A 26,317-nucleotide genomic window follows, 5' to 3' on the forward strand; every position below is an offset into this window, starting at 1 on the left:
ACCCCGACGGCGGAGCCTCGCCCCCTTGAAATACCTCGTCTCCTTTCGTACTACGCTGAAAGTTTCTCGCTATCTGTTTCGGGCGCTGGCGCTCTTGCTCTGGCTGCTGGTGGCTTTGTTCTCGGTGTTTTACATCGTTAACGCGCTGCACCAGAAAGAAGCGGAGATCCGCCAGGAGTTTAACTTAAGCTCCGACCAGGCCCAGCGCTACATTCAGCGAACGTCTGACGTGATGAAGGAGCTGAAGTATATTGCCGAAAATCGTCTGACGGCGGAAAACGGCATCCTTGCGCTTCGCGGGCGGAATGACAATACCGAAGTCCCGGACTTCCAGCCGCTGTTCCCGGACTCCGATTGCTCCACCATGAGCAATACCTGGCGCGGGTCGCTGGAATCCCTTGCCTGGTTTATGCGCTACTGGCGCGACAATTTCTCCGCCGCCTATGACCTGAACCGCGTATTCCTGATTGGCAGTGAAAACCTCTGCATGGCTGACTTTGGCCTGCGCGACGTGCCCGTTGAGCGTGACGATGCGCTGAAAAGCCTGCATGAACGTATTGTGAAATACCGCAATGCGCCGCAGGACGAGCGCGGGAATAACATCTTCTGGGTTAGCCAGGGCCCGCGCCCGGGCGTGGGCTATTTCTACGCCCTGACGCCGGTGTATCTCGGCAATCGCCTGCAGGCGCTGCTGGGGATTGAGCAGACCATTCGCATGGAAAACTTTTTCACCCCGGGCAGCCTGCCTATGGGGGTGACCATTCTGGATGAAAACGGTCATCAGCTGATCTCACTCGCCGGGCCGGATAACCGGTTAAACGTCGAACCGCACTGGATGCAGGAACGGTCGTGGTTTGGCTATACCTCGGGTTTCCGCGAACTGGTGCTGAAGAAGAGCCTGCCGCCTTCGTCGCTGAGCATTGTCTACTCGGTGCCAGTGGATATGGTGCTTGAGCGGATACGCATTCTCATCATGAATGCCATTCTGCTGAACCTGATCGCGGGTGGGGCGCTGTTCACCCTGGCGCGCATGTATGAGCGGAAAATCTTTATTCCGGCCGAAAGCGACGCCCAGCGGCTGGAGGAACACGAGCAGTTTAACCGTAAGATTGTTGCCTCGGCACCGGTGGGGATCTGTATTCTGCGTACTCAGGACGGGACCAATATCCTGAGTAACGAACTGGCGCATAACTACCTGAACATGCTGACGCATGAGGACCGGCAGAGGCTGACGCAAATTATCTGCGGCCAGCAGGTTAACTTTGTCGACGTGCTCACCAGCACGCATACCAACCTGCAGATCAGCTTTGTGCATTCCCGCTATCGCAATGAAAACGTGGCGATTTGCGTGCTGGTGGATGTCTCCGCGCGCGTGAAGATGGAAGAGTCGCTGCAGGAGATGGCGCAGGCGGCGGAGCAGGCCAGCCAGTCGAAATCGATGTTCCTTGCCACCGTCAGCCACGAGCTGCGAACGCCGCTGTACGGGATCATCGGTAACCTCGATCTGCTGCAGACGAAAGAGCTGCCGAAAGGGGTCGACAGGCTGGTGACGGCGATGAACAACTCCTCCAGCCTGCTGCTGAAAATCATCAGCGATATTCTCGACTTCTCTAAAATTGAGTCTGAGCAGCTGAAAATCGAGCCGCGGGAGTTCTCGCCGCGCGAGGTCATGAACCACATCAGCGCCAACTATCTGCCGCTGGTGGTGCGTAAACAGCTGGGGCTCTACTGCTTTATCGAACCGGACGTGCCGCTGACGCTGCACGGCGATCCGATGCGCCTGCAGCAGGTCATCTCTAACCTGCTCAGCAACGCCATCAAATTCACCGATGTTGGCTGTATCGTGTTGCACGTCTGCCGGGCGGGGGATTATCTGAGCATTCGCGTGCGCGACACGGGCGTCGGCATCCCGGCGAAGGAAGTGGTTCGCCTGTTCGATCCGTTCTTCCAGGTCGGGACCGGCGTGCAGCGTAACTTCCAGGGCACCGGACTGGGGCTGGCGATTTGTGAGAAGCTTGTGAGCATGATGGACGGTGATATCTCGGTGGATACCGAGCCCGGCATGGGCAGCCAGTTCACCATCCGTATTCCGCTCTATTCGGCGCAGTATCCGGCAAAAGCGACGGTGGACGGGCTGAGCGACAAGCGCTGCTGGCTGGCGGTGCATAACGCCTCGCTGAATGACTACCTGACCGCGCTGCTTGCCCACAGCGGCGTGAGGGTGTGTCGCTATGAAGGTCAAACCCCGGATGTGGACGATGTGCTGATCGCCGACGAGATGCCGGAGCAGCCATGGCAGGGGAGAGGGTCGGTGCTCTTCTGCCGTCGCCACATCGGCATTCCTGTCGAGCGTGCGCCTGGGGAATGGGTACACAGCGTCGCAACGCCGCACGAGCTGTTGAGCCTGCTGGCGCGCATCTACAAAGTGGAGCTGGAAGAGCGCGACGGCGCGGGCGGATTGCCGTCACCGGAGTCTCTGGCGTCGGTAAATGACGATATGATGATTCTGGTGGTGGATGACCATCCGATTAACCGTCGCCTGCTGGCTGACCAGCTTGGATCGCTGGGCTACCAGTGCAAAACTGCCAATGACGGCGTTGATGCGCTGAATGTGCTGAGTAAAAATCATATTGATATCGTGCTTAGCGACGTCAACATGCCAAACATGGACGGCTACCGTCTGACGCAGCGCATCCGACAGCTGGGCCTGACGCTGCCGGTGGTGGGCGTAACGGCGAACGCGCTGGCGGAAGAGAAACAGCGCTGTCTGGAGTCAGGCATGGACAGCTGTCTGTCGAAGCCGGTGACGCTGGACGTGCTGAAACAGACGTTGTCGATTTACGCGGATCGCGTGAGAAAAACCAGAATATAAAAAAAGGCCCTTACGGGCCTTTTCGGTTTTCACCCTCTCCCTGCGGGAGAGGGACGGGGTGAGGGCATCAGGCCGCACACCCGTCCGGGATCAATCCTTGTCCGTTGCGCTCAGCGTAACGGAGGAGAGATAGTTCAGCAGGGCAATATCGTTGTCCACGCCCAGCTTCATCATCGCTGATTTCTTCTGGCTGCTGATGGTTTTAATGCTGCGGTTCAGCTTCTTGGCAATCTCGGTTACCAGGAAACCTTCTGCGAACAGGCGCAGAACTTCACTCTCTTTCGGGGACAGGCGTTTGTCACCGTAGCCACCCGCGCTGATTTTTTCCAGCAGACGAGAGACGCTTTCCGGCGTGAACTTCTTGCCTTTCTGCAGCGCAGCGAGCGCTTTTGGCAGATCGGTCGGGGCGCCCTGTTTCAGCACAATCCCTTCGATGTCCAGATCCAACACCGCGCTCAGGATCGCCGGGTTGTTGTTCATGGTCAGAACAATGATCGAGATATCCGGGAAGTGACGTTTAATGTATTTGATGAGCGTGATCCCATCACCGTATTTGTCTCCAGGCATGGAGAGATCGGTAATGAGCACGTGTGCATCAAGCTTTGGGAGGTTATTGATCAGTGCTGTAGAGTCTTCAAATTCACCGACTACATTCACCCACTCGATCTGTTCAAGTGATTTGCGAATACCGAACAGTACAATCGGATGGTCATCGGCAATAATTACGTTCATATTGTTCATGTATAAGGCTACCTTGCTACAGCAAGCTTTTGACGTAGGCGTCAATGTCGCTGATGTATTTTTCAATGCCAGAGGCATCTTTCTCACGAATTAGATGTTCCAGCGTTTCACATAACTGCTTGCCGGGAACCAGATTAAGCATGGCAAACACCCCTTTAAGCCGGTGTGCTGTCTGTGCCAGCGCTGCAAAATCATTCGCAGCGGACTCAGTATACAACCGCTTAACATCATCTGGTACTGTATCAACAAAGAGTGAATAGTATCCGCTGGCGTGAAGCTCGGCATTTTCATTGCCGCCTAACGGTGACTCCATTATCTCTTCCTGCGCCAGCTGCTCTTCTATTAGTTGTAGTACAGCTTCCTGCATCGCATTGCTTATATTAAAGTTGACGCGCAGCTGGCCAGGGCCGATTTTCCGCACGCCTGACTCATCATCGCTTAAAAGCAAGCCGGAGGCAGTAAGATTAGACGGATTATCAGTTAAAAACAGATCAAATTCTTGACTTGCAAGTCTTTCATCCGGCGTGATGCAGGCCGCACCCCAGTTTTCTAACTGACGAACGACAATATTGCGGATCTCGTTTGAGGTCACGTCGACCATCACCACGACGTCATCCAGCAGACGTTCCTCATCTTCTTCCTGCGGATTGGCCGCCATTTTCACATGCAGAGAATAGCGGGTGCCAAGGGATTCACGGGCTTTGATATTCAGGTGGCCGCCGAGCTTACGCGCCAGCTGATCGCACAGCCAGAAGGTCAGGGCATTGGCCTTGCCGTAGCGATCGCTCTGCGTGTCATTCAGGAACGGGAAGTGCAGATTATCAATTTCACTTGTTGTGACGCCTTCCCCGGTGTCCAGGATGCGGAACGTCAGACGGTCTTCTGCTGACTCCTCGGTGCTGACTTCAAGGGTGATCTTGCCGATCTGCGTGGTGGTCACGGCGTACTGAATAATCATCAGCAGAATGCGGCGCAGCGCTTCGCGATCGCCGTGGCGTTCGTCATTCGCAGGGAGATTGTTATTGATCAGCAGCTGCAGCCCTTTGCGCTTAATGACGGGCAGCACTTCCGGCACCACTTCATCGATCAGATCCTGAATGGAGAAGAGGGCTGGCGTTCCCTTCCAGAAATCATTCTCCAGCATGTTCGCCAGCTGGATCTCATCAACCATTCTGACCAGCGAATCGGCCTGGCAGGCAAGCTGGTGGCTTTCAGAGGTGTTTAACGCCGCCGCCTGGGTCGCCAGCGTTTTTAACGGCTGCTTGAAGGCATCGCCAATGTTCTGCATAAATGCGGCGCGCCCCTGCTGGTTTTTCTCATACAGCCTTTGCGCCTGCTTGAGCTTTTTATTGACCAGCACTTCGCGATCCTGGTCACGAATAATGAAGATTTGCGTGCGGGGAGCCACCTGGCTACGGAACTGACGGATCTCGTACAGTTCATTGTTGATGGTGGCCTGAATCACCCCCTGGTGTTGATCCGCCATGGTGGTGATGTTCTGCAGGTTAAGATGCGGCAGCAGATGGTCGGCAATTTTGTTGCTCATCACCGTACGATTCGCCTCCTGGTCGTGAACCAGGACCCCAAGCGGCAGCACGGAAACAATCTCTTCATTCAGTGCACGTAATACGCGCAGCTCATTGCTGGTGCCGGCCGGAACCGCAGAGGCGTCGCTCTGACGCCCCGTCTGGAAACGGAAGGTGCTGTAGCCAAACAGCGCCAGCGCCAGCAGACCGATATTCAGCAGCAGAGGCAGCAGAATATTTTGCAGGGTGTCGAGCAACAGCGTGCCAAACGGCACCTGCCACACCAGACGCATACCGGTCGAGTTCAGCGATGAGGCAATTTCGATTTTCGAACCGTTAAAGGAGATCGATACGCTCTCTGCGGCCTCTTTGTCGGACGCCGCACGCATGTTCTGGGTGCTGCTGTCTGGCTCCAGGCGGAAGCTGTCGAGCGGCATATCCGGCGGGATTAAATCATTAATCGGTAAATCGAAGGCCACCACCGTCGCCAGATGCCCTGGCTGGTTGAACGTGGTGCGCAGGGTAAAATAATGACCGTTTTGCCAGGCCAGACGACGCAGGGAAGAGAAGCTCTCACGCTCATCAAGGGCGTTCGCCTGCTGCAGCATCTCTGCCCGGCGGGAATCGACGATGCTGCCCACGGTTGTCTCTTTAAACCCGGATGAGAGATCTTTTAACGGCAGCGTCGAAATCAGGATCATGCTGTTGTCCTGACCGTTCAGATAGTACATCGACCACGGTACCGTTTCGGCACCCCAGAGGGTATCCAGATAGGTCGAAATACGCTGCGTCATCTCAAGCGTCGCGCTGTCGTGAGAGCCAAAGATAAGGGCCTCGGTCTTACGCTGCGGTTTTTCGAGATAATAGACATCCTGCTTAAGCCGCGTCTCCTGAAGTCCATCCCCGGACGAGGAGGTCGGGGCAGCCGCGATATTGTCGTAAATCTGCCAGGTGGCGTAGCGCCAGGTATCTATGCGCTTGTGCACGGCGTGGGTGATATCCACGACCTGATAGCTCTTGTCCTTCAGCCAGGCGTTAACCGCGCTTTGTACCATCACCCCCATGGTGACTAACAGCACAACGATCAAAAGAAGAAAGAAACGGGTGATGCTCCCGGGGAGAAGGGAGAATTTGCTCGGGGCGGTAGTTTCAGTCTGACTCATTGATATCTTTAACCCGTTATGGTCGTGCTCTGTGGCGATAGGGCAGTATAAAGGGTAATAACTGAATTTCCAGCGCGACTGTCCGGGAAGAGGCGACTTTTTCTCCGGACAATATCGGGGGCGGGGAGTGCAGAAAACATGTACAAACTCGCCATGCGCGTACAAATAATCGACCCACGCCGTCAATAAATAGCACGAATTAACAAGAAATTAAGTCTTGTACTAATTTATGGACTTCGAAGAATACCCGACAAGAATTTAGTTAATAGTCGTTACAATTACGGTGCGGTAGCACAAAAAAAGAGAAGTTACGTAAAGAAAGGTAAAAAAAAACCGAATGCGGAGCATCCGGTTCAATTAGGGATAAACAGACATTCAAAACTGAATGACGGTAATAAATAAAGTTAATGATGATAGCGAGAGTTATTTTAGAGATTAGGTGTGATCTTGTTTTGTCATTCAGTGCTGTAACGGATTTTATTGTAACTCTTTGATGTATATATGGTGATTTTCCTGTTTGATTATAAGTGCTAATTTTCTAAGCTATTTGTGCTTTGTAAAAGTTCCTTGATATTTACATTTTGAAACATGTTGATGGGTAAATGAAACATCTTCAAAGTTTTCGTATCATATTCGCATTGGATTATTCTGTAATTTTGCGGAGAATGAAATTGCCGACTGGTTAATGAGGGTTAACCAGTAAGCAGTGGCAATTATAAGGCATATAACAGAGGGTTAATAAAATGAAAGTTAAAGTACTGTCCCTCCTGGTACCAGCACTCCTGGTGGCAGGCGCAGCAAATGCGGCCGAAATTTATAACAAAGATGGCAACAAATTAGATCTGTACGGTAAAGTCGATGGTCTGCACTATTTCTCTGACGACAAGAGTGCCGACGGCGACCAGACTTACATGCGTCTTGGCTTCAAAGGCGAAACTCAGGTTAACGATCAGCTGACCGGTTACGGCCAGTGGGAATACCAGATCCAGGGCAACACCTCTGAAAGTGACAACCAGGCCTGGACGCGTGTGGCGTTCGCGGGTCTGAAATTCGCTGACGCGGGTTCTTTCGATTACGGTCGTAACTACGGCGTAATCTACGACGTAACCTCCTGGACCGACGTTCTGCCAGAATTTGGCGGCGATACTTACGGTGCGGACAACTTCCTGCAGTCCCGTGCTAACGGCGTGGCGACCTACCGTAACCAGGACTTCTTTGGTCTGGTGGATGGCCTGAACTTTGCCCTGCAGTATCAGGGTAAAAACGGCAGCGTAAGCGGTGAAAACGACACCGGTCGTAGCCTGCTGAAACAGAACGGCGACGGCTACGGTGCATCCGTGACCTATAACCTGGGTGAAGGCTTCAGCATCGGTGGTGCAATGTCTTCTTCCAAACGTACCGCTGACCAGAACAACACCGCTAACCTGGCGCTGAAGGGCGAAGGCGATCGTGCAGAAGTTTATTCTGGTGGTCTGAAATACGACGCCAACAACATCTACCTTGCGGCGCAATACTCCCAGACCTACAACGCAACGCGTTTCGGCAACTCTCAGAGCAGCAGCGACATTTACGGCTTCGCTAACAAAGCGCAGAACTTCGAAGTGGTTGCGCAGTACCAGTTCGACTTCGGCCTGCGTCCATCAGTGGCTTACCTGCAGTCTAAAGGGAAAGACATCGAAAATTACGGCGATCAGGATCTGCTGAAATATGTTGACGTTGGTGCGACTTACTACTTCAACAAAAACATGTCCACCTATGTGGATTACAAAATCAACCTGGTTGATGAAAATGAATTCACCCGTCAGGCGGGTATCGGTACTGACGATATCGTCGCGCTGGGCCTGGTTTACCAGTTCTAATCGCTTCATCGTGTGACGTAAGGGGCCTGCTGGCCCCTTTTTTGTGTCTCGCAGATTCGAACAACTCACCCGTTTTGGTGTACTCTTGCCGCCCTGGCATGAGGATAATAATGAATGGACATGACTTTTTTACGCGCCAGCTTTCTGGCTATGCTTTTTTTCCTGACCGCGTGTGACGATTCCGCGCCCGTGGCGAAAGCCGACGCGCCCGCCGCGACGGTGCTCGAAGGCAAAACGATGGGTACCTTCTGGCGCGTCAGCGTGATGAACCTCGATAAAACACGCACAGATGAGCTACGCGGCAAAATTCAGTCGCAGCTGGACGCCGACGATCAGCTGCTGTCGACCTATAAAAATGACTCGGCGCTGATGCGCTTTAACCTCTCCACCAGCACCTCCCTGTGGCCGGTGAGCGAGGCGATGGCCGATATCGTGACCGAATCTATACGCGTGGGTTATAAAACCAACGGGGCGATGGATGTGACCGTCGGACCCCTGGTAAACCTCTGGGGATTTGGTCCTAACAAACAGCCGGTGACCACGCCCGAACAGGCGGCCATTGATGACGCCCGCGCCCGGACAGGGCTGCGGCATCTGACGGTGATCAATCAGTACGGGCAACAGTACCTGCAAAAGGATATCCCCGATCTGTTTGTCGATCTGTCGACGGTAGGGGAAGGCTATGCGGCGGATCATCTTGCAGCGCTGATGGCCCAGGAAGGCATTTCCCGCTATCTGGTCTCCGTGGGCGGCGCGCTAGTCAGCCGGGGGATGAACGCCAGCGATAAGCCGTGGCGCGTAGCGATTCAAAAGCCGACCGATAGGCAAAATGCCGTGCAGGCGATAGTGGATATCAACGGACATGGCATCAGTACCTCCGGGAGCTACCGTAACTATTACGAGCTTGACGGGAAGCGTATTTCGCATGTTATCGATCCGCAGACCGGCCGTCCCATCACGCATAATCTGGTCTCGGTGACGGTCATCGCCCCAACCGCGCTGGAAGCGGATGCCTGGGATACTGGCTTAATGGTTCTCGGCCCGGAAAAAGCCAAAGAGGTGGTTCGCCAGGAAGGGCTGGCGGTTTATATGATCACCAAAGAGGGCGACGGGTTCAAAACCTGGAGCTCGCCGCAGTTTAATAGCTTCCTGGTGCGCGACAAAAATTAAAAAGCAAGGTTGCGGGTTTTTTATCACTAGCACTCAGGCACGCTCTATGTATGCTTACATGAGGAGCCGATAATGAGAAACTCAACCTTTATTACCGATGAGGATCGCTGGCAGGCCGTGCTGGCCCGCGATCCGCTCGCTGACGAACAGTTTGTCTTCGCCGTGCAGACGACGGGGATTTTCTGCCGCCCGTCATGCCGCGCCCGTCACGCGCTGCGTAAAAACGTCCGCTTTTATCCTGATGCCCACCATGCCGTTCAGGCAGGGTTTCGCCCGTGCAAGCGCTGCATGCCGGACAAACGCGATCCGCAGGCGCAGAAGCTGGCAAAAGTGGAACACGCCTGCCGTCTTCTGGAGCAGGATCCCACGCTAACCCTGGAGGGGCTGGCGCAGCAGGTCGCCATGAGTCCTTTCCATTTCCACCGTCTGTTTAAGTCCGTGACCGGCATGACGCCAAAAGCCTGGCAGCAGGCGGCACGAGGCCAGCGCCTGCGCACCGCGCTTGCGCAGGGCGAAAAAATTACCGACGCCGTTATGGCGGCGGGGTTTCCCGACAGCAGCAGCTATTATCGTAAAGCCAACGATGCGCTGGGCATGACGGCGAAGCAGTACCGCAAAGGGGATGCGGCAGTGCGTTATGCCATCAGCGACTGCTCGTTAGGACGCTGTCTGGTTGCGGAAAGCGAGCGGGGGATCTGCGCGATCCTGCTGGGTGACAGCGATGAAGAATTAGCCGAAGAGCTTGCCGCGCATTTTCCAAAAGCAGCGCATGCGCCGCTGGAAGAGGATTTCGCACAGCGAATCCAGCAGGTGATTGCAAGTATCGATCACCGCGACGTACCGCTTGCGCTGCCGCTGGATATTCGCGGAACCGCGTTCCAGCAGCGCGTCTGGCAGGCCCTTCGCAACATTCCCTGCGGCGAAACGGCAAGTTACCAGCAGGTGGCGCAGGCGATCGGCCAGCCCGGTGCGGTACGCGCCGTTGCCGGAGCCTGTGCGGCAAACACGCTGGCGATTGTGATCCCCTGTCATCGCGTGGTTCGGAACGACGGCGCGCTGTCGGGTTACCGTTGGGGGACGGCGCGAAAGGCGCTATTACTGAAACGTGAGGCGAAACGCCAGGAGGGATAATGCTCGATCTTTTTGCGGATGCTGAACCCTGGCAGGAGCCGCTTGCGCCGGGAGCGGTGATCCTGCGCCGTTTTGCACTCTCCCGTGCGGCGGCGCTTCTTGCCGGTATCGACGAGGTGACGGCAGTTTCGCCATTTCGCCATATGGTGACGCCGGGCGGCTACACCATGTCGGTGGCCATGGCCAACTGCGGCGAACTGGGCTGGGCGACGAACGAGCGGGGCTATCTGTATGCCCCGAACGATCCCGCTACCGGCCAGCCGTGGCCCCCGATGCCCGCGATTTTTCAGTCTCTCTGCCACGAGGCCGCCGTGGCAGCGCAATATCCTGACTTCCGGCCGGATGCCTGCCTGATCAACCGCTACGCCGTTGGCGCGAAGCTCTCGCTGCATCAGGACAAGGATGAACCCGATCTTCGCGCGCCTATCGTTTCGGTATCGTTAGGTCTGCCCGCCGTCTTCCAGTTTGGGGGATTACGCCGCAACGACCCGCTCAAGCGCATCATGCTGGAACATGGTGATGTGGTGGTGTGGGGCAGGGCGTCGCGGCTTTACTATCACGGCATTCAGCCGCTGAAGCCCGGGGTCCACCCGCTCACGGGCGAGTACCGTTTCAACCTGACCTTCCGTCAGGCGGGGGACAGTAAACAAAAATAAGAATTATTCTTGATGTACACGCAGGGCAGTTTACACTGCTTGCTGATTTTTATTGTCCGGATTGCCTGCATGCAACTACTTCTCCTCGTCTGGCGTCAGTATCGCTGGCCCTTCATCGCAGTAATGGCGTTAAGCCTCGCCAGCGCCGCGCTGGGTATTGGCCTGATCGCGTTTATTAACGTGCGGTTGATTGAAATGGTCGATACCTCGCTCTCCGTTCTGCCGGAGTTTCTCGGCCTGCTGCTCCTGTTGATGGCGGTTACGCTCGGTTCCCAGCTGGCGCTGACCACGCTCGGGCACCATTTCGTTTTCCGTTTGCGCAGTGAGTTTATCAAGCGGATCCTGGATACCCAGGTTGAGCGCGTTGAGCAGCTCGGCAGCGCTTCCCTCCTGGCGGGGCTGACCAGCGACGTGCGCGCCATCACCATCGCGTTCGTTCGTCTGCCGGAGCTGGTGCAGGGGATCATTCTGACCTTTGGCTCGGCTGCCTATCTCGCCTGGCTCTCCAGCAAAATGCTGGCGGTGACCGCGCTGTGGATTGCTATTACCATCTGGGGCGGCTTTATGCTGGTGTCGCGCGTCTACAAACACATGGCGGTACTGCGCGAAACCGAAGATAAGCTTTATAACGATTACCAGACGGTGCTGGAAGGGCGCAAAGAGCTCACCCTGAACCGCGAGCGAGCCGAGCATATCTTTAATCATCTCTATATCCCGGACGCGCGCGAATACCGTCATCATATTATTCGCGCCGATACCTTCCACCTGAGCGCGGTGAACTGGTCAAACATTATGATGCTGGGTGCCATTGGCCTGGTATTCTGGATGGCGAACGGCCTGGGCTGGGCGGACACCAACGTCGCGGCAACCTACTCGCTGACTCTGCTGTTTTTGCGCACGCCGCTGCTCTCAGCGGTCGGTGCGCTGCCCACCCTGCTGAGTGCGCAGGTGGCATTTAATAAGCTCAAAAAATTCGATCTCGCGCCGTTTAAAGCCGAATTCCCGCGCCCGCAGGCCTTCCCGAACTGGCAGACGCTGGAGCTGCGTAACGTCACGTTTCGCTATCAGGACAGCGCCTTCTCCGTGGGGCCGGTCAACCTGACGATCCGGCGCGGTGAACTGCTATTCCTCATCGGCGGCAACGGCAGCGGTAAATCTACGCTGGCGATGTTGTTGACCGGACTCTATCAGCCGCAGTCGGGCGAGATTTTGCTGGACGGCAAGGCGCTGAGCGCGGAGAAGCCCGAGGATTACCGCAAGCTTTTCTCGGCGGTGTTTACCGACGTCTGGCTGTTCGATCGGCTCCTGGGGCCGGAAGGGCAACAGGCCAATCCTGCGCTGGTGGAAAAATGGCTGGCGCAGCTGCAGATGTCGCACAAGCTGGAGTTACAGGACGGGAAGATCCTCAACCTGAAGCTTTCCAAAGGGCAGAAAAAGCGCGTGGCGCTGCTGCTGGCGCTGGCGGAAGAGCGTGACATCATCCTGCTGGACGAGTGGGCTGCCGATCAGGACCCGCATTTCCGCCGCGAGTTTTATCAGGTGCTGCTGCCGCTGATGCAGGAGATGGGCAAAACCATTTTCGCCATCAGCCACGACGATCACTACTTCATTCATGCTGACCGCCTGCTGGAGATGCGTGACGGCAAGCTGAGCGAGCTGACCGGTGAAGAGCGCGATGCGGCCTCGCGTGACGCGGTGGCGCGTACGGCCTGATACCCTCACCCTAACCCTCTCCCACAGGGAGAGGGGATAGATCGTGGCCGTAATGACGCTTTTTTCTCCATCCCGTCCCGTTGTTTATTCTTATTTACATATCCCCGCGCTATGCTTAACCCCAACACATTTAATGGATTTATGATTGATGTCGGTATTAAAGAAAAACAGCGCCAGACAGCGTGACCAGGAGCGCGCGCGACTCATCTGGCTTCTCACGACCGATAAAGCGGTCACTTCTACGCTATTGGGCAAACTCACCCTGGCTGAGCAATATGATGTCGGCACCCTGGCCGACGATATTGCTGAGGTAGGTGCGCTGGTTGCTCATTTACCCCCGCCGGATCTGGCGGATACCCTTGAGGCGCTTCCCTCGGAAGAGCGTCACGCCCTGTGGCGTCTGGTGCAGGATCACGAGCGCGGGCAGGTGCTGCTTGAGGCCTCCGAAAACGTCTGGGACGACCTGATCGACGAGATGAGCGACCGGGATATTCTCGACGCGGTGCAAACCCTGGATATCGACGAGCAGATTTACCTCGTTCAGCACCTGCCGCGAAACCTGACCGGCCGCCTGCTGGCGTCACTGCCTGCCGATGAACGCGCGCGCGTGCGTCAGGTGATGCACTACGAGAAAAACAGCGTCGGCGCGATCATGGAGTTCGGCGTTATCACGGTGCGACCGGACGTCACGCTCGGCACCGTGCAGCGCTATCTGCGTCGTCTGGGCAAAATGCCGGACAACACCGATAAACTGTTTGTCACCTCCCGGGATAAAACCCTGCTTGGCGAACTTGAGCTGAAAACCATCCTGCTCAACAGCACCCAGCGGAAGGTGAGCGAGGTGATGGAAAACGAGCCGATGGTCTTCTCCCCGGAAGACGACGCGGAGAAAGCGGCCCGTACCTTCGAGCGTGATGACCTGGTGAGTGCCGCCGTCGTGGATTCCGTCGGCAAACTGATGGGGCGTCTGACCATCGATGAAATCGTTGACGTGGTCTATGAAGAAACCGACAACGACCTGCGCGCGCTCGGCGGGATCAGCGCCGAAGATGACGTCCATGCCTCCGTCGGCAAGGCGGTAAAAACGCGCTGGGCGTGGCTGGCCATTAACCTGTGTACCGCGTTTATCGCCTCCCGGGTGATTGACGGGTTTGAACACACCATTTCTCAGCTGGTGGCGCTGGCCTCGCTGATGCCGATTGTGGCCGGAATCGGCGGCAACACCGGAAACCAGACCATCACCATGATCGTCCGCGCGCTGGCGCTGGAAAATATTCAGCCAGGTAACTTTTCGTGGCTCATTTTTAGAGAGATGGGCGTCGCGCTAATTAACGGCCTGGTGTGGGGCGGGATTATGGGCGGCATCACCTGGTGGCTGTACGACGATATGGCCCTGGGCGGCGTGATGATGCTGGCGATGGTGCTGAACCTGCTGGTAGCGTCGATAATGGGCGTGATTATCCCGCTGACGATGACCAAACTGGGCCGCGACCCCGCGGTGGGGTCGAGCGTGATGATCACCGCCATAACCGATACCGGCGGTTTCTTTATTTTTCTTGGGCTGGCGACGATTTTTCTGCTTTAAGCCGACGCTTAATGCGGGCGGGGAGGAGTGCCATGACGATAATCCCGCCCAGCACGCCAATCGCCAGATTGCCGGTTGATACCGTGGCGGCAACAGTGACCAGCATGACGACCGTTTCTGCTATCGGGGCCGTTTTCACCGTGGCTGGCTGAAGGCTGTGCCAGCTGAAGGTTTTGACGGCGACAATCGCCATAATACCCGCCAGCACCGCCATCGGGATTTTGGCCATCACGTCGCTGAGCGCCGTCACCAGGATCAGCAACACAATGCCCGCCGCAAAGGTTGAAATGCGGCTTCGACCTTTCCCCATCTCCACGTTGACGATGGTTTGTCCGATCATCGCGCAGCCTGCAATTCCGCCATAAAATCCGGCCAGAATATTGCCGACGCCTAATCCAATACTTTCGCGGCGTTTACCTGACGGTGTCGAGGTCAGCTCATCCACCAGCTTTGCCGTCAGCAGGGATTCCAGCAGGCCGACAAACGCGATGCTCAGCGCGCACGGCCAGATAATGCTCAGCGTCTGCACATTGAGCGGGACCAGCAGCTCGGTAAGACCCGGCAAACCGCCGCTCATGGAGCCTTCATCGCCCACGGTCGGCAGGATTTGACCGGTTGAAACGGTGAACAAGGTAAGCACAACAATCGCAATCAGCGGGGAAGGGATGCTTTTGATATAGCGCGGCACCCACAGCACAATCAGCAGCGTCAGGAAGAACAGGCCCACAATCAGCGGGCTTCGGCTCCAGAAATGCGGCACCTGAGCGAAGAAGATCAAAATGCCCAGAGCGTTAACAAATCCGGTCATGACCGACTGGGGGATAAAGCGCATCAGCCTTGCCATGCCCAGTACGCCAAACAGAATCTGAATCACGCCCGCCATCAGCACGGCGGGAAGTATGTACTGTACGCCGTGCTGATGCACCATCGGGCCAATGACCAGCGCCACGGACCCGGCCGCTGCCGTGACCATCGCCGGACGGCCCCCGAGTACAGACAGGGCAAGACACAGCACCACGGAGGCGATCAGGCTGACCTTCGGGTCGACGCCCGCCACCACGGAAAATGAGATAACCTCGGGGATCAGCGCCAGGGCGGTAATCACGCCTGCCAGCGTTTCACGCGTCAGCTGCTTTGGGGAACGCAGCACGTTGGCTACGCGGTCTTCGGGGGATACAGCAGAATGGGGTAAGGACATAACAGTTCGCTGGTTAGGGCAGGCTTCCGTGCGCGCGATCACAAAACGCAACATACTATCCAGTAAAACCGCGCTTTACCAGACGCATCGATAATTCCTCACAAACAATCCATCATTAAATTTCACAATTACAATAATTTCGTAACCTTTAAACAATATTTAAAAGTTGTTACCGTGCCCCCGCAGCTTTTTTCACCTGCAATTTCCACGCATCAAGCACTTTTACACTAAGGCATAAATTATGAAAAAAATGACTGCCATGCTCTTTTCTCTGGCTGTGGGGCTTAACACCGTCTCCATGGCGGCGAAAGCTGACGCACCAAAAGAGCAGGAAACGGACGTCCTTTTAATTGGTGGCGGTATCATGAGCGCCACGCTGGGAACCTATCTGCAAGAACTGCAGCCGGACTGGTCTATGACCATGGTCGAGCGCCTTGATGGCGTGGCGCAGGAGAGTTCGAACGGATGGAATAACGCCGGTACCGGACATTCGGCACTCATGGAACTGAACTATACGCCGCAGAAAAAGGACGGTTCCATTAGTATCGAGAAGGCGGTAGAGATCAACGAAGCATTCCAGGTTTCTCGCCAGTTCTGGTCTCATCAGGTCAACAGCGGCGTGATGCACGACCCGCACTCCTTCATCAACACCGTGCCGCACATGAGCTTTGTGTGGGGCGAACAGAACGTTAACTTCCTGCGCGCGCGCTACGCCGCTCTGCAGCAGAGCACGTTGTTCCGCGGGATGAAATACTCTGAAGACCACGCGCAGATTAAAGAGTGGGCTCCGCTGGTCATGGAAGGTCGTGACCCGAACCAGAAAGTGGCGGCGACCCGAACCGAAATTGGTACTGACGTTAACTACGGTGAAATTACCCGTCAGCTGGTGACGTCTCTGAAGAAAAAAGAGAACTTCAACCTGCAGCTCAGCACCGAAGTGCGCGGTTTCAAGCGCAACGCGGATAACAGCTGGAGCGTGACCGTCGCCGATCTGAAAAACAACGAAGCCGAGCACGTCATCAAGGCGAAGTTTGTCTTTATCGGTGCGGGCGGCGCGGCGCTGAAGCTGCTGCAGGAGTCCGGTATTCCGGAAGCGGACGACTACGCGGGCTTCCCGGTGGGCGGCCAGTTCCTGGTGTCCGATAATCCGGAAGTGGTGAATCGTCATCTGGCAAAAGTGTACGGCCAGGCTTCCGTTGGCGCACCGCCGATGTCTGTTCCGCACATCGACACCCGTGTGCTTGACGGCAAACGCGTGGTGCTGTTTGGGCCGTTCGCGACCTTCTCCACGAAGTTCCTGAAAAATGGCTCCCTGTGGGATCTGCTCAGCGCCACGACCACCTCTAACGTCAAGCCGATGATGGACGTGGGTCTGGATAACTTCGACCTGGTGAAATACCTGATTAGCCAGGTGATGCTCTCTGACGACGACCGCTTCGAGGCGCTGAAAGAGTACTATCCGCAGGCGAAGAAAGAAGACTGGCGTCTGTGGCAGGCGGGTCAGCGCGTACAGATCATCAAGCGCGATCCGAAAGAGGGTGGCGTGCTGCGTCTGGGTACCGAAGTGGTAAGCGATAAGGATGGCACCATTGCCGCGCTGCTGGGTGCGTCACCGGGCGCGTCTACCGCTGCGCCAATCATGCTGCACCTGATGGAAAAAGTGTTTAAAGACAAAGTCGCCAGCCCGGAATGGCAGGCGAAGCTGAAAACCATTATTCCATCCTACGGCACGAAGCTGAACGGCAACGTGAGCGCGACGGAGCAGGAGCTGGAATACACCAGCCGCGTACTGCAGCTGCAATACATCAAGCCACAGGCTGCGGATACTGCGCCAAAAGCGGAGCTGAAGCCTCAGCCGGAAAACAAACCGGTTGCGGATATCGCGCTGTAGTGTAAACAAAGCCGGGTGGCGCTGACGCTTACCCGGCCTACGTTCGGTGCTGTTTTGTAGGTCGGGTAAGGCGAAGCCGCCACCCGACTTATTTTTAACGTACTACCGCTTGTCCGACAGTCTCATCAGCCTTCCACACGCGATACTTCACTTCCACGTTTTCAGGCGTATAGACCACGATCGGCAGCTTGCTGTTGTAGCGCAACAGACTGTTGTCGCCCAGATACGCCGTCACAAATTTCTTCTCTTTCTTGCCGTCCGGGCAGGCCATCATGGTGGAGACCGGAGAGGTCACTTTGTCAAAGACGTAATAATCGTAACCCCAGCCTTCCAGGGTTTTACTTTCCAGCTGACCGCCCAGACGGTGCTGGTTGCAGTCCACTTCCAGCGTCTTGCCAATTAACAGTTCCACTTTAAAGTTCGCTTCATCCTGCTGAACCGGCAGCTGAATCACCTGACGCTTCATCCCTTTGTCCGCCTGCGGGTACGGAGCCACTTTTTCCAGCGGCTGCTGTTTTGGGGTTTCGCTGGCGAAAGCGCTGCTGCTGACGCACGCGGCGGCGATGAGGGCGATGGCAAATTTAGGTACGTTTTTCATTGTCATTCCTTTATGTCAAAACGATCCTGCGCAGGTTAACATAACAACGATGAATGACCGGTGTTATTTACTTACATTTTCACTATGGGTAGCGTTATGCGCTTTTAATTTACCTGTTTAGTGGTTGTTTGTGCTGGTGTGGAGTCAGGTGTCAGTTCGTGTTATTTTAGACCCTATATATTGTTATTCATCTGTAAAAGGGAAGAGAGATGGTTCGTGCAAAACTGAAAACGCCTGAAGGCCGCAAGTTCCTCCTGGCGCTGCTGGTTGTATTTATGATTGCTGCCGCGTGCGTGGGGCGGGCAACCATCGTTGGCGTGATCGAACAGTACAATATCCCCCTCTCTGCCTGGACAACCAGCATGTATGTCCTGCAGTCGGCGATGATCTTCGTCTACAGCCTGGTGTTCACCGTTCTGCTGGCCATCCCGCTGGGCATTTTCTTCCTGGGCGGACGTGAGAAGCATTAAGCGCGGACTCGCAAGAGCTAAGCCATCCTGCCGGATGGCTTTTTTATGGTCTCATCACACTCTCCTCAGGTTTTTTTAATCCGCGATATCCTATCCTGTAAGCATTCAGGCAACTGTTTTTAAAGCAGGAGCGTTAGATGCGTTCCAGATTTCCAGTGCTCAGTCAGATCCCCAAAGGCGTCTGGGTTGTGGGGGGCGTCAGTATGCTGATGGATATCTCGTCAGAGAGTATTCACAGCCTGCTGCCACTTTTTATGATGACCACCCTCGGTACGAGCGTGCTGTTTATCGGCCTGATTGAAGGGCTGGCGGAGGCCACTGCGCTTTTTATTAAGGTCTTTTCGGGGGCGATAAGCGACTACCTGGGTCAACGTAAGGGGCTGGCCCTGTTAGGGTATGGCCTGGGGGCACTAAGCAAACCTCTTTTCGCATTAGCGTCCTCTTTCGGGATGGTTTTAGGCGCACGTCTCATGGACCGTACGGGGAAGGGAATACGGGGCGCCCCGCGGGATGCGCTGGTTGCAGACGTCACGCCGCCGGAAATGCGTGGTGCGGCATATGGTCTGCGTCAGTCAATGGATACCACAGGCGCATTTCTTGGCCCATTACTGGCCGTAAGCTTAATGCTGTTACTGGACAATGATTTTCGCACTGTTTTCTGGATAGCTCTTATCCCCGGTCTGCTTTCAGTTGCCTTGCTCTATTTCGGCCTTCAGGAGCCGAAAACTCCCCTCGAACATAAACGTACTAATCCCATTAAACGAGAGAATTTAAGGCGGCTGGGGAAAGCGTGCTGGTGGGTGATTGGCCTTGGTGCGGTATTCACGCTTGCCCGGTTTAGCGAGGCTTTTCTTGTACTTCGTGCGCAGCAGTCGGGCGTTCCTCTGGCCCTTATTCCGCTGGTGATGGTGGTCATGAACGTACTCTATTCACTCTCGGCCTATCCCTTTGGCAAACTTTCTGATGGCATGAGCCACACCCGGCTCCTGCAGTGGGGATTAATGTTGTTGATTAGCGCAGATGTCGTTCTGGCGCTGAGTAACCACTGGATCGGTATTATTGTCGGTGTCGCACTGTGGGGCGTTCATATGGGTATGACTCAGGGATTACTGGCGGCAATGATCGCTAAAACCGCACCGCCCGATCTGCGCGGCACGGCTTTCGGTATTTTTAGTCTGGTAAGCGGCGTGGGATTATTAATCGCCAGCGTGGGAGCCGGCGCAATATGGGAATCGTTTGGCGCGGAATATACGTTTTATGCCGGAGCGGTGATTTGTCTGGCTACGCTAGTGTATCTGCGCAAAACGCCGGACGAGGCGAAATAAAAAACCAGCCATCAGGCTGGTTTTCAGTGTGTTTTTGGTCGGCACGAGAGGATTTGAACCTCCGACCCCCGACACCCCATGACGGTGCGCTACCAGGCTGCGCTACGTGCCGACGCATAAAAAGAATACTACTCGATTCCGTTTTGAATGCAAGGGAATCTGTCGCTAACTGGTTTATTATTAATCAGTTAGCGATGAAGCGCTTCTCATCCGTCAGGACCTGAAGCAGCAGGCTCAGCTGCGGTTTCTGATCTTTCAACCGTTCACCCTGCAGATTATACGTCTGATAATTCCCGTTGCTGTTCAGAACCAGCGTCAGCTTCGGCGTGGTGACTACCAGCGTATTATTCCCCGCCGCCGTCACCCAGCTGTGGCGGCGCGCGGCGCTGAAGAGATCCTGCCCCTGCGAATACTCGTTTGCTGGCGTGCTGACGTGCAGCAGGCGTTGCATCAGGGTAGTCATCACATCTTTATGCTCGGTGAGCATATTGATGCGCTGCGCCGGGGTGCCAGGCCAGTGGATCACCAGCGGAACCTGCAGATTCGGGCGAGACCAGCTCATACTCTTCGTCTCGTCACCTAGCGGGATGCCATGGCCCGCGGTCACGATCACCACGGTGTTGTCCAGCTTGCCCGACTCGCGAAGCGCATCAAGCACGCGGCCTATCTGCGCATCAACATCGCCAGCCGCGCGACCGTAGCGGCGCGCAAAGTCACTCTTATTGCTGTCAGCAAGCGTTGTGCCGTTAAAGGCAACCCATGAGAACCAGCGGTTATCTTCCTGGGCGTAGCGCTGCAGCCAGTTTATCCATTGGCTGGCGGTCTGCGCATCGGACTGTTTTTGCGCCGTCGGCAGTGAGAAATCGGACAGCAGCGCCTGGCGGTAGAGCGGGCTGTTAAAGCCATCGGAGGAGAACAACCCTAACTGATAGCCTTGCTGATTCAGCCCGGTGATCAGCGCCGCAGGCGTGCGGGTAGACAGTACGCCGTCCATGTAGCCGGCTGAAATGCCATAAAAGAGGCCAAAGATGCCCGCATCGGCGGTGTTACCGGAGCTCATATGCTGAGTAAACGAGACGTTTTGACTCGCGAAAGCGGCCAGCGCCGGCATCTGCTTCTCGAAACGGGAATAGTTCAGGCCATCGACGGTGATCAGCAGGACGTTTTGCCCGCGCCCCATATCGCGGTAGTTCAGGTCGCTCAGAGGATACTGAACGCTGACGGCTTCCGGGTTACCCTGCTCGATAAGACGGCGCTGGTACTCCTGCGCATCAAGCAGGCCGTGTTTCTCGAGGAAGCGACGGGCCGTCATCGGGTACGAGAGCGGCAGGTTCGCGCGCTGCATGGTAATAGGGCGATAGAAGTTCGCATCCGCCCAGATATACATGATGTGCGAACTGATAAAGGAGACGAAAAAGAGCGCGGCGACGGGCTTCGCATAATGGCGTCGCCGGGTCAGGCTGCGGAGCTTTTGCCAGCTCCAGGTAGCGAACAGCATCTCAATCAACAGGATCACCGGGACGCTGATAAACATCAGCTGCCAGTCACGGGCCGTTTCGTTCTGGTCGGGGTTAATCACCAGTTCCCAGACGATGGGGTTGAGGTGCAGGTGGAAGCGGGTGAACACTTCACTGTCGATAAGCAGCAGCGTCATCCCCACCGTCGCAAGGATGGCGGACAAGAACCGCATCAGACGCTGCGACATGACGATAAACGTCAGAGGGAACAGGATCAGCAGATAGGTGGCGAAAACCAAAAAGCTAAAGTGACCCACAACGCTCATCCAGGAGTAGATACGCCCGGTTAGCGTTGTTGGCCAGTCTGCGACAAACAGATAACGACAGCCAATGACCGTCGCCAGCAGAATGTTGAACAGGGCAAACCAGTGCCCCCAGCTGACCATCTGGGAGACTTTTTCACGGTAGCGCTGACGATTCGTCACCATAAACTGTTGTTCGTATCCCTTAATGGGCCGGGTCGTTGCTGACGGACGACTGTAAAGCCTGGGCGAACGATTTTGCGATCGCCTGACGCTGAGCCGGAGCAACGCTGGTGTTAATCAGGTTGGTGACCATATTTCCCAAAACCATCAGGGAGAGATCGGTCGGCGTTTTATGTTTTTCCAGTACGTTGACCAGCTCACTGAGCAGTTGTTCAACGTGTTCATCACTGTAGCGGGAATGTTGTGGCATAAATCAAAATCAGTTTGTTGATGAAAGGGCAACATATTACCGTAGCAACAGCTTTTTTTCCCCTTTTTTATCTGTTGTTGCACACATGTCCTGGTGATGGTTGAATACCGCCCGGTCTAAAAGGAGAGTTTATCATGAGTCTGGAAATCAACCAGATTGCCTTGCACCAGCTTATCAAGCGTGATGAGCAAACCCTTGAAGTGGTGCTGCGCGATTCGTTACTGGAACCCACGGCGACCGTGGTGGAGATGATGGCAGAGCTGCATCGCGTCTATAGCGCCAAAAATAAAGCCTATGGCCTGTTCAGCGAAGAGAGTGAACTGGCTGATAGCCTGCGCCTGCAGCGTCAGGGCGAAGAGGATTTCCTGGCGTTTAGCCGTGCTGCAACCGGGCGTCTGCGCGACGAACTGGCGAAATATCCGTTCGCCGACGGCGGGATCGTGCTGTTCTGCCACTATCGCTACCTGGCGGTCGAGTATCTGCTGGTTACCGTGCTGAATAACTTAAGCAGCATGCGTGTGAACGAGCAGCTGGATATCAGCTCAACGCATTATCTGGATATCAACCATGCGGATATCGTGGCGCGTATTGATTTGACCGAGTGGGAAACTAACCCGGAGTCGACCCGCTACCTGACATTCCTGAAGGGGCGCGTGGGCCGCAAAGTGGCGGATTTCTTTATGGATTTCCTCGGTGCCAGTGAAGGTCTTAACGCCAAAGCGCAGAACAAAGGGCTGCTCCAGGCGGTGGATGACTTTACAGCAGAAGCGCAGCTCGATAAATCTGAGCGCCAGACCGTGCGTCAGCAGGTCTACAGCTACTGCAACGAACAGCTGCAGGCAGGGGAGGAGATCGAGCTGGAGTCCCTGTCAAAAGAGCTGGCGGGCGTCAGCGAAGTCAGCTTCCAGGAATTCACCGCGGAGAAAGGCTATGAGCTTGAAGAGAGCTTCCCGGCCGATCGCAGCACGCTGCGTCAGTTAACCAAGTTTGCCGGCAGCGGCGGTGGGTTAACCATCAACTTTGACGCGATGTTGCTGGGTGAACGCATCTTTTGGGATCCGGCCACCGATACGCTGACCATTAAAGGTACGCCGCCGAACCTGCGCGATCAGCTTCAGCGCCGCACCTTGGGTGGGAAATAACAGCCATAAAAAAACCCCGCAGAAGCGGGGTTTTTTTTCGACGAGTTTGCGATTACGCGCGAACGAAGTCGATGTGAGTCAGTTTTGGCTTGAACGCGTGACGCTGAACAGCCTGAACTTTCACTTTTTCTTCTTTACCGCCAACAACGATGGTCAGAACTTCGCTGTAGAATTCAGCTTTGGTCTGCAGGTTCCACAGTTTGTCGTGATCCAGTTCGATTGCAACTGGAGCAGCTTCGCCACCGTAAACGATAGCCGGGAACTTGTTAGCGTTACGCAGGCGGCGGCTCGCACCCTTACCCTGCACGTTACGTACTTCTGCTTCGATAGTGAACATTGATTTCTCTCTGTATTTAAAACCCTACTACAGGCGACCCAGCAGCAGGTGAGTGTTCTGCCTCACGGATGTGAAGCGGGCGGCATTTTATACTCAAATGCCCCTCACATCAATGAAAAGTCCCGCTAACCGCGCAATTCGTTGGCGCGACGGAAGCGACCTTCGTAGTCAAAGAGCTTCTCACGCACCTGCCAGAACTGGCCTTTTTTACGGGCGACGACAAAATCCGGATGGCGCAATAGCATCTGCTGGCGCACGATATCAGCTACGGTTATCCAGCGCAGGGGCACGCCCGGCGTGCGGGTATGCGGGCGGATAAACAGCTGTTCGAAGGCCATTCGCTGGGCAGGCGTCTGAACCCGGAAGCGCTCGCTGACGTCCGCCCCGTCTTCGTCGTAATAGGTGATTTTCAACCACTCGCCTTTTTCATCGGCGCCGGGCTGCAGCGCCATGCCGGAACAGCGCAGCACCAGGGCATCTTTCAGCTTTAGCGCCGCTTTCAGCATGTCGTCCGGGTCAACCAGCACCGCGTCGCATTCCCGGCAGCGGCGGGCGGCAATGTCGTTTTCGGCGTTGCACTGCGGGCAGTTTTTGAACCGGAAGCGGAAATCGCACTGCTCGCGATGCCCGTCATCATCTTCAAACCAGCCCTGACAGCGGCGGCCAAAGTGTTCGATCAGCGTACCGTCGGCGGTGGTTTTTCCCCAGAAGGTGTTGGCAAACCCGCAGGCAGGGCAAAAGACCTGCACGGGCACGTTGTCGCTTTTCCCTTTTGGCGTGCCGACCTCAGGCGTATAGAGATCGTGGGGGTTACCGGCATAATCCAGAATCAGGCAGTCGGTTTTTCCCGGGGCCAGACGCAGGCCGCGGCCAACAATCTGCTGATACAGACTGACCGATTCGGTCGGGCGCAAAATGGCGATCAGGTCGACGTGCGGGGCGTCAAAGCCGGTGGTCAATACCGACACGTTTACCAGATAGCGGAACCGCTGGGCTTTAAAGGCGTCAATCAGGCCGTCGCGCTCCGGGCCGGGCGTTTCGCCGGTGATTAACGCCGCGTCGCCGGCGGGCAATAATCCGGTGATTTCACGCGCGTGCTCAACGGTGGCGGCAAAGATCATTACCCCCTTGCGCGTCGCGGCGAACTCCTCAATCTGGCTGATAATATGCGGCGTAATACGCTTCTGCTTTTTCAGCTCCTGATTGAGATCCGCTTCGCTGAATAAGCCGTTGCTCTGTGCCTGCAAACGGCTGAAATCGTACTGCACCACCGGCATATCCAGCCGTTCAGGCGGCGTCAGGTAGCCATGTTTAATCATGTAGCGCAGCGGAAGTTCGTAAATGCAGTCGCTAAACAGGGCCTTGTCATCACCGCGCACCATGCCGTGATAATGATAGCGATAGATCCAGCCTTTCCCCAGGCGAAACGGGGTCGCCGTCAGGCCCAGCAGGCGCAGGTGAGGATTCACCGCTTTCAGGTGAGCCAGGATTTGCTGGTACTGGCTGTCGTCGTCATCGCTGATGCGGTGACACTCGTCGACGATCAGCAGCGAAAATTCGCTGCGAAACAGGTCCAGATTGCGCGCCACCGACTGCACGCTGCCAAAAACCACTTTGCCGTGGCTCTCTTTGCGCTTCAGCCCGGCGGCGAAAATATCGGCTTCCAGCCCAAGCGCACAATACTTGGCGTGGTTTTGCGCGACGAGCTCTTTGACGTGCGCCAGCACCAGCACGCGACCACGGGCCAGACGCGCCAGTTCGGCGATGACCAGGCTTTTGCCTGCGCCGGTCGGGAGCACAATCGCCGCCGGCTCGCGATGTTTACGGAACCAGGCGAGGGTGGCGTCAACGGCTTCCTGCTGATAGGGACGAAGTGTAAAAGTCATGGGGTCTCGGTTTCGTTATTCCGCACATAGTATGCCACGAAACTTTTTCCCTTGAGTGGCGCAACCAGACCATTATACTGAACCGTTCCAGACTGCTTCTTTTTTCGGACCCGTTGTCCGACTTCCAGCACCATTAAGGCTAAAAAGATTTCATGCGACTTGATAAGTTTATCGCTCAGCAACTCGGCGTAAGCCGCGCTATTGCCGGGCGCGAAATTCGCGCCAGCCGCGTTACCGTGGATGGCGACATTGTGAGAGACAGCGCGTTCAAACTGCAACCTGACCATCAGGTGGAGTATGACGGCAATCCGCTGACCCAGCAGCACGGTCCGCGCTATTTCATGCTCAATAAGCCGGAAGGCTACGTCTGCTCAACGGACGATCCCGATCACCCGACGGTGCTCTATTTCCTCGACGAACCGGTGGCGCACAAGCTGCACGCCGCAGGCCGCCTCGACATCGACACCACGGGTCTGGTACTGATGACCGACGACGGGCAGTGGTCGCATCGCATTACTTCCCCGCGTCACCACTGCGAGAAAACCTATCTGGTCACGCTGGAGTCGCCGGTGTCGGATGACACGGCAGAGCAATTCACGAAAGGCGTTCAGCTGCATAATGAAAAAGATCTGACCAAACCCGCCGTGCTTGAGGTGATTACGCCGACGGAGGTCCGTCTGACCATCAGCGAAGGGCGTTACCATCAGGTGAAACGTATGTTTGCCGCGGTGGGGAACCACGTTGTTGGCCTGCATCGTGAGCGGATTGGTGCGATCGAACTCGATCCCGACCTGGCGCCAGGCGAATATCGCCCGTTAACGGAAGAAGAGATCGCCAGCGTCGGTCTGCCTTCGCACTAATT

At 55.8% G+C, this 26,317-nt stretch carries 20 protein-coding genes and 1 tRNA gene; 12 read left to right on the forward strand and 9 right to left on the reverse strand.

Annotated elements, in window-relative coordinates:
- Nucleotides 1-25 precede the first annotated feature (25 nt).
- Nucleotides 26-2,872: a two-component system sensor histidine kinase RcsC gene (rcsC, locus tag UTM25_RS04410; RefSeq protein WP_194400405.1), complete on the forward strand. Its 2,847-nt coding sequence runs from the start codon at nucleotides 26-28 to the stop codon at nucleotides 2,870-2,872.
- 90 nt (nucleotides 2,873-2,962) lie between these two features.
- Here rcsC and rcsB read toward each other — a convergent pair whose 3' ends face one another.
- Nucleotides 2,963-3,613 (reverse strand): response regulator transcription factor RcsB, encoded by a 651-nt coding sequence (gene rcsB, locus UTM25_RS04415; protein ID WP_003859405.1) that lies wholly within the window; start codon nucleotides 3,611-3,613, stop codon nucleotides 2,963-2,965.
- A gap of 16 nt (nucleotides 3,614-3,629) precedes the next feature.
- Nucleotides 3,630-6,302 carry a phosphotransferase RcsD gene (rcsD, locus tag UTM25_RS04420; protein ID WP_194400407.1) on the reverse strand — a complete coding sequence of 891 codons (2,673 nt, stop codon included), beginning with the start codon at nucleotides 6,300-6,302 and terminating at the stop codon, nucleotides 3,630-3,632.
- A 743-nt stretch (nucleotides 6,303-7,045) separates the two neighbouring features.
- Here rcsD and UTM25_RS04425 point away from each other — a divergent pair.
- From UTM25_RS04425 to mgtE, 6 genes are all read left to right on the forward strand, one after another.
- A complete protein-coding gene (locus tag UTM25_RS04425) occupies nucleotides 7,046-8,161 on the forward strand; it encodes a porin OmpC (RefSeq protein ID WP_047744215.1) in 1,116 nt (371 codons plus the stop codon).
- A gap of 114 nt (nucleotides 8,162-8,275) precedes the next feature.
- On the forward strand, nucleotides 8,276-9,331 hold the full coding sequence (apbE, locus tag UTM25_RS04430) for an FAD:protein FMN transferase ApbE (protein ID WP_194400409.1): 1,056 nt from the start codon (nucleotides 8,276-8,278) through the stop codon (nucleotides 9,329-9,331).
- A 72-nt stretch (nucleotides 9,332-9,403) separates the two neighbouring features.
- Complete coding sequence (ada, locus tag UTM25_RS04435; protein WP_194400411.1) at nucleotides 9,404-10,462, forward strand: bifunctional DNA-binding transcriptional regulator/O6-methylguanine-DNA methyltransferase Ada; 1,059 nt, start codon at nucleotides 9,404-9,406, stop codon at nucleotides 10,460-10,462.
- The gene (alkB, locus tag UTM25_RS04440; RefSeq protein WP_194400413.1) at nucleotides 10,462-11,118 is read left to right on the forward strand and encodes a DNA oxidative demethylase AlkB; all 657 of its coding nucleotides are present in this window, start codon (nucleotides 10,462-10,464) and stop codon (nucleotides 11,116-11,118) included. Before ada ends, alkB begins: the two co-directional genes overlap by 1 nt.
- A 69-nt stretch (nucleotides 11,119-11,187) precedes the next feature.
- Entirely contained in the window at nucleotides 11,188-12,831 is a 1,644-nt protein-coding gene (locus tag UTM25_RS04445; RefSeq protein WP_194400415.1) for a multidrug ABC transporter permease/ATP-binding protein, read from the forward strand.
- 148 nt (nucleotides 12,832-12,979) lie between these two features.
- Nucleotides 12,980-14,416 carry a magnesium transporter gene (gene mgtE / locus UTM25_RS04450; protein ID WP_047647232.1) on the forward strand — a complete coding sequence of 479 codons (1,437 nt, stop codon included), beginning with the start codon at nucleotides 12,980-12,982 and terminating at the stop codon, nucleotides 14,414-14,416.
- Here the strand turns inward: mgtE and UTM25_RS04455 are convergent.
- The gene (locus tag UTM25_RS04455; protein ID WP_320714354.1) at nucleotides 14,379-15,668 is read right to left on the reverse strand and encodes a SulP family inorganic anion transporter; all 1,290 of its coding nucleotides are present in this window, start codon (nucleotides 15,666-15,668) and stop codon (nucleotides 14,379-14,381) included. The genes mgtE and UTM25_RS04455 overlap by 38 nt on opposite strands.
- A gap of 187 nt (nucleotides 15,669-15,855) precedes the next feature.
- Here UTM25_RS04455 and mqo point away from each other — a divergent pair, with 187 nt between their 5' ends.
- Nucleotides 15,856-17,505 carry a malate dehydrogenase (quinone) gene (gene mqo, locus UTM25_RS04460; protein ID WP_194400419.1) on the forward strand — a complete coding sequence of 550 codons (1,650 nt, stop codon included), beginning with the start codon at nucleotides 15,856-15,858 and terminating at the stop codon, nucleotides 17,503-17,505.
- 94 nt (nucleotides 17,506-17,599) lie between these two features.
- Here the strand turns inward: mqo and eco are convergent, their stop codons facing one another.
- Nucleotides 17,600-18,103, reverse strand: a complete 504-nt coding sequence (gene eco / locus UTM25_RS04465; RefSeq protein ID WP_194400421.1) for a serine protease inhibitor ecotin — start codon at nucleotides 18,101-18,103, stop codon at nucleotides 17,600-17,602.
- A 209-nt stretch (nucleotides 18,104-18,312) separates the two neighbouring features.
- Here eco and UTM25_RS04470 point away from each other — a divergent pair, with 209 nt between their 5' ends.
- Nucleotides 18,313-18,573, forward strand: coding sequence for a DUF2534 family protein (locus tag UTM25_RS04470; protein WP_008500962.1), 261 nt, complete (start codon nucleotides 18,313-18,315; stop codon nucleotides 18,571-18,573).
- Between the two features lie 137 nt (nucleotides 18,574-18,710).
- Nucleotides 18,711-19,898, forward strand: a complete 1,188-nt coding sequence (locus UTM25_RS04475) for an MFS transporter (RefSeq protein ID WP_194400423.1) — start codon at nucleotides 18,711-18,713, stop codon at nucleotides 19,896-19,898.
- 35 nt (nucleotides 19,899-19,933) lie between these two features.
- Here the strand turns inward: UTM25_RS04475 and UTM25_RS04480 are convergent.
- From UTM25_RS04480 to UTM25_RS04490, 3 genes are all read right to left on the reverse strand, one after another.
- A tRNA-Pro gene (locus UTM25_RS04480) sits at nucleotides 19,934-20,010 on the reverse strand.
- Between the two features lie 72 nt (nucleotides 20,011-20,082).
- Nucleotides 20,083-21,843 carry an LPS biosynthesis-modulating metalloenzyme YejM gene (gene yejM / locus UTM25_RS04485; protein ID WP_045402776.1) on the reverse strand — a complete coding sequence of 587 codons (1,761 nt, stop codon included), beginning with the start codon at nucleotides 21,841-21,843 and terminating at the stop codon, nucleotides 20,083-20,085.
- Nucleotides 21,844-21,862: 19 nt separating this feature from the next.
- The gene (locus UTM25_RS04490; RefSeq protein ID WP_008500958.1) at nucleotides 21,863-22,090 is read right to left on the reverse strand and encodes a YejL family protein; all 228 of its coding nucleotides are present in this window, start codon (nucleotides 22,088-22,090) and stop codon (nucleotides 21,863-21,865) included.
- Between the two features lie 134 nt (nucleotides 22,091-22,224).
- On the opposite strand from UTM25_RS04490, the gene yejK reads away from it, so the two are divergent.
- Nucleotides 22,225-23,232, forward strand: a complete 1,008-nt coding sequence (yejK, locus tag UTM25_RS04495; protein WP_194400501.1) for a nucleoid-associated protein YejK — start codon at nucleotides 22,225-22,227, stop codon at nucleotides 23,230-23,232.
- Nucleotides 23,233-23,284: 52 nt separating this feature from the next.
- Here the strand turns inward: yejK and rplY are convergent, their stop codons facing one another.
- Nucleotides 23,285-23,569: a 50S ribosomal protein L25 gene (gene rplY / locus UTM25_RS04500; protein ID WP_023312497.1), complete on the reverse strand. Its 285-nt coding sequence runs from the start codon at nucleotides 23,567-23,569 to the stop codon at nucleotides 23,285-23,287.
- Between the two features lie 125 nt (nucleotides 23,570-23,694).
- A complete protein-coding gene (locus tag UTM25_RS04505) occupies nucleotides 23,695-25,455 on the reverse strand; it encodes a DEAD/DEAH box helicase (protein WP_194400503.1) in 1,761 nt (586 codons plus the stop codon).
- A gap of 152 nt (nucleotides 25,456-25,607) precedes the next feature.
- On the opposite strand from UTM25_RS04505, the gene rsuA reads away from it, so the two are divergent.
- Entirely contained in the window at nucleotides 25,608-26,315 is a 708-nt protein-coding gene (gene rsuA / locus UTM25_RS04510) for a 16S rRNA pseudouridine(516) synthase RsuA (protein WP_023312495.1), read from the forward strand.
- Nucleotides 26,316-26,317: the final 2 nt, after the last annotated feature.

Origin of the sequence: Enterobacter sp. 61D5 (genome assembly GCF_034107965.1) — a bacterium.
In the GTDB taxonomy this organism is placed as follows: Bacteria; Pseudomonadota; Gammaproteobacteria; order Enterobacterales; family Enterobacteriaceae; genus Enterobacter; species Enterobacter cloacae_M.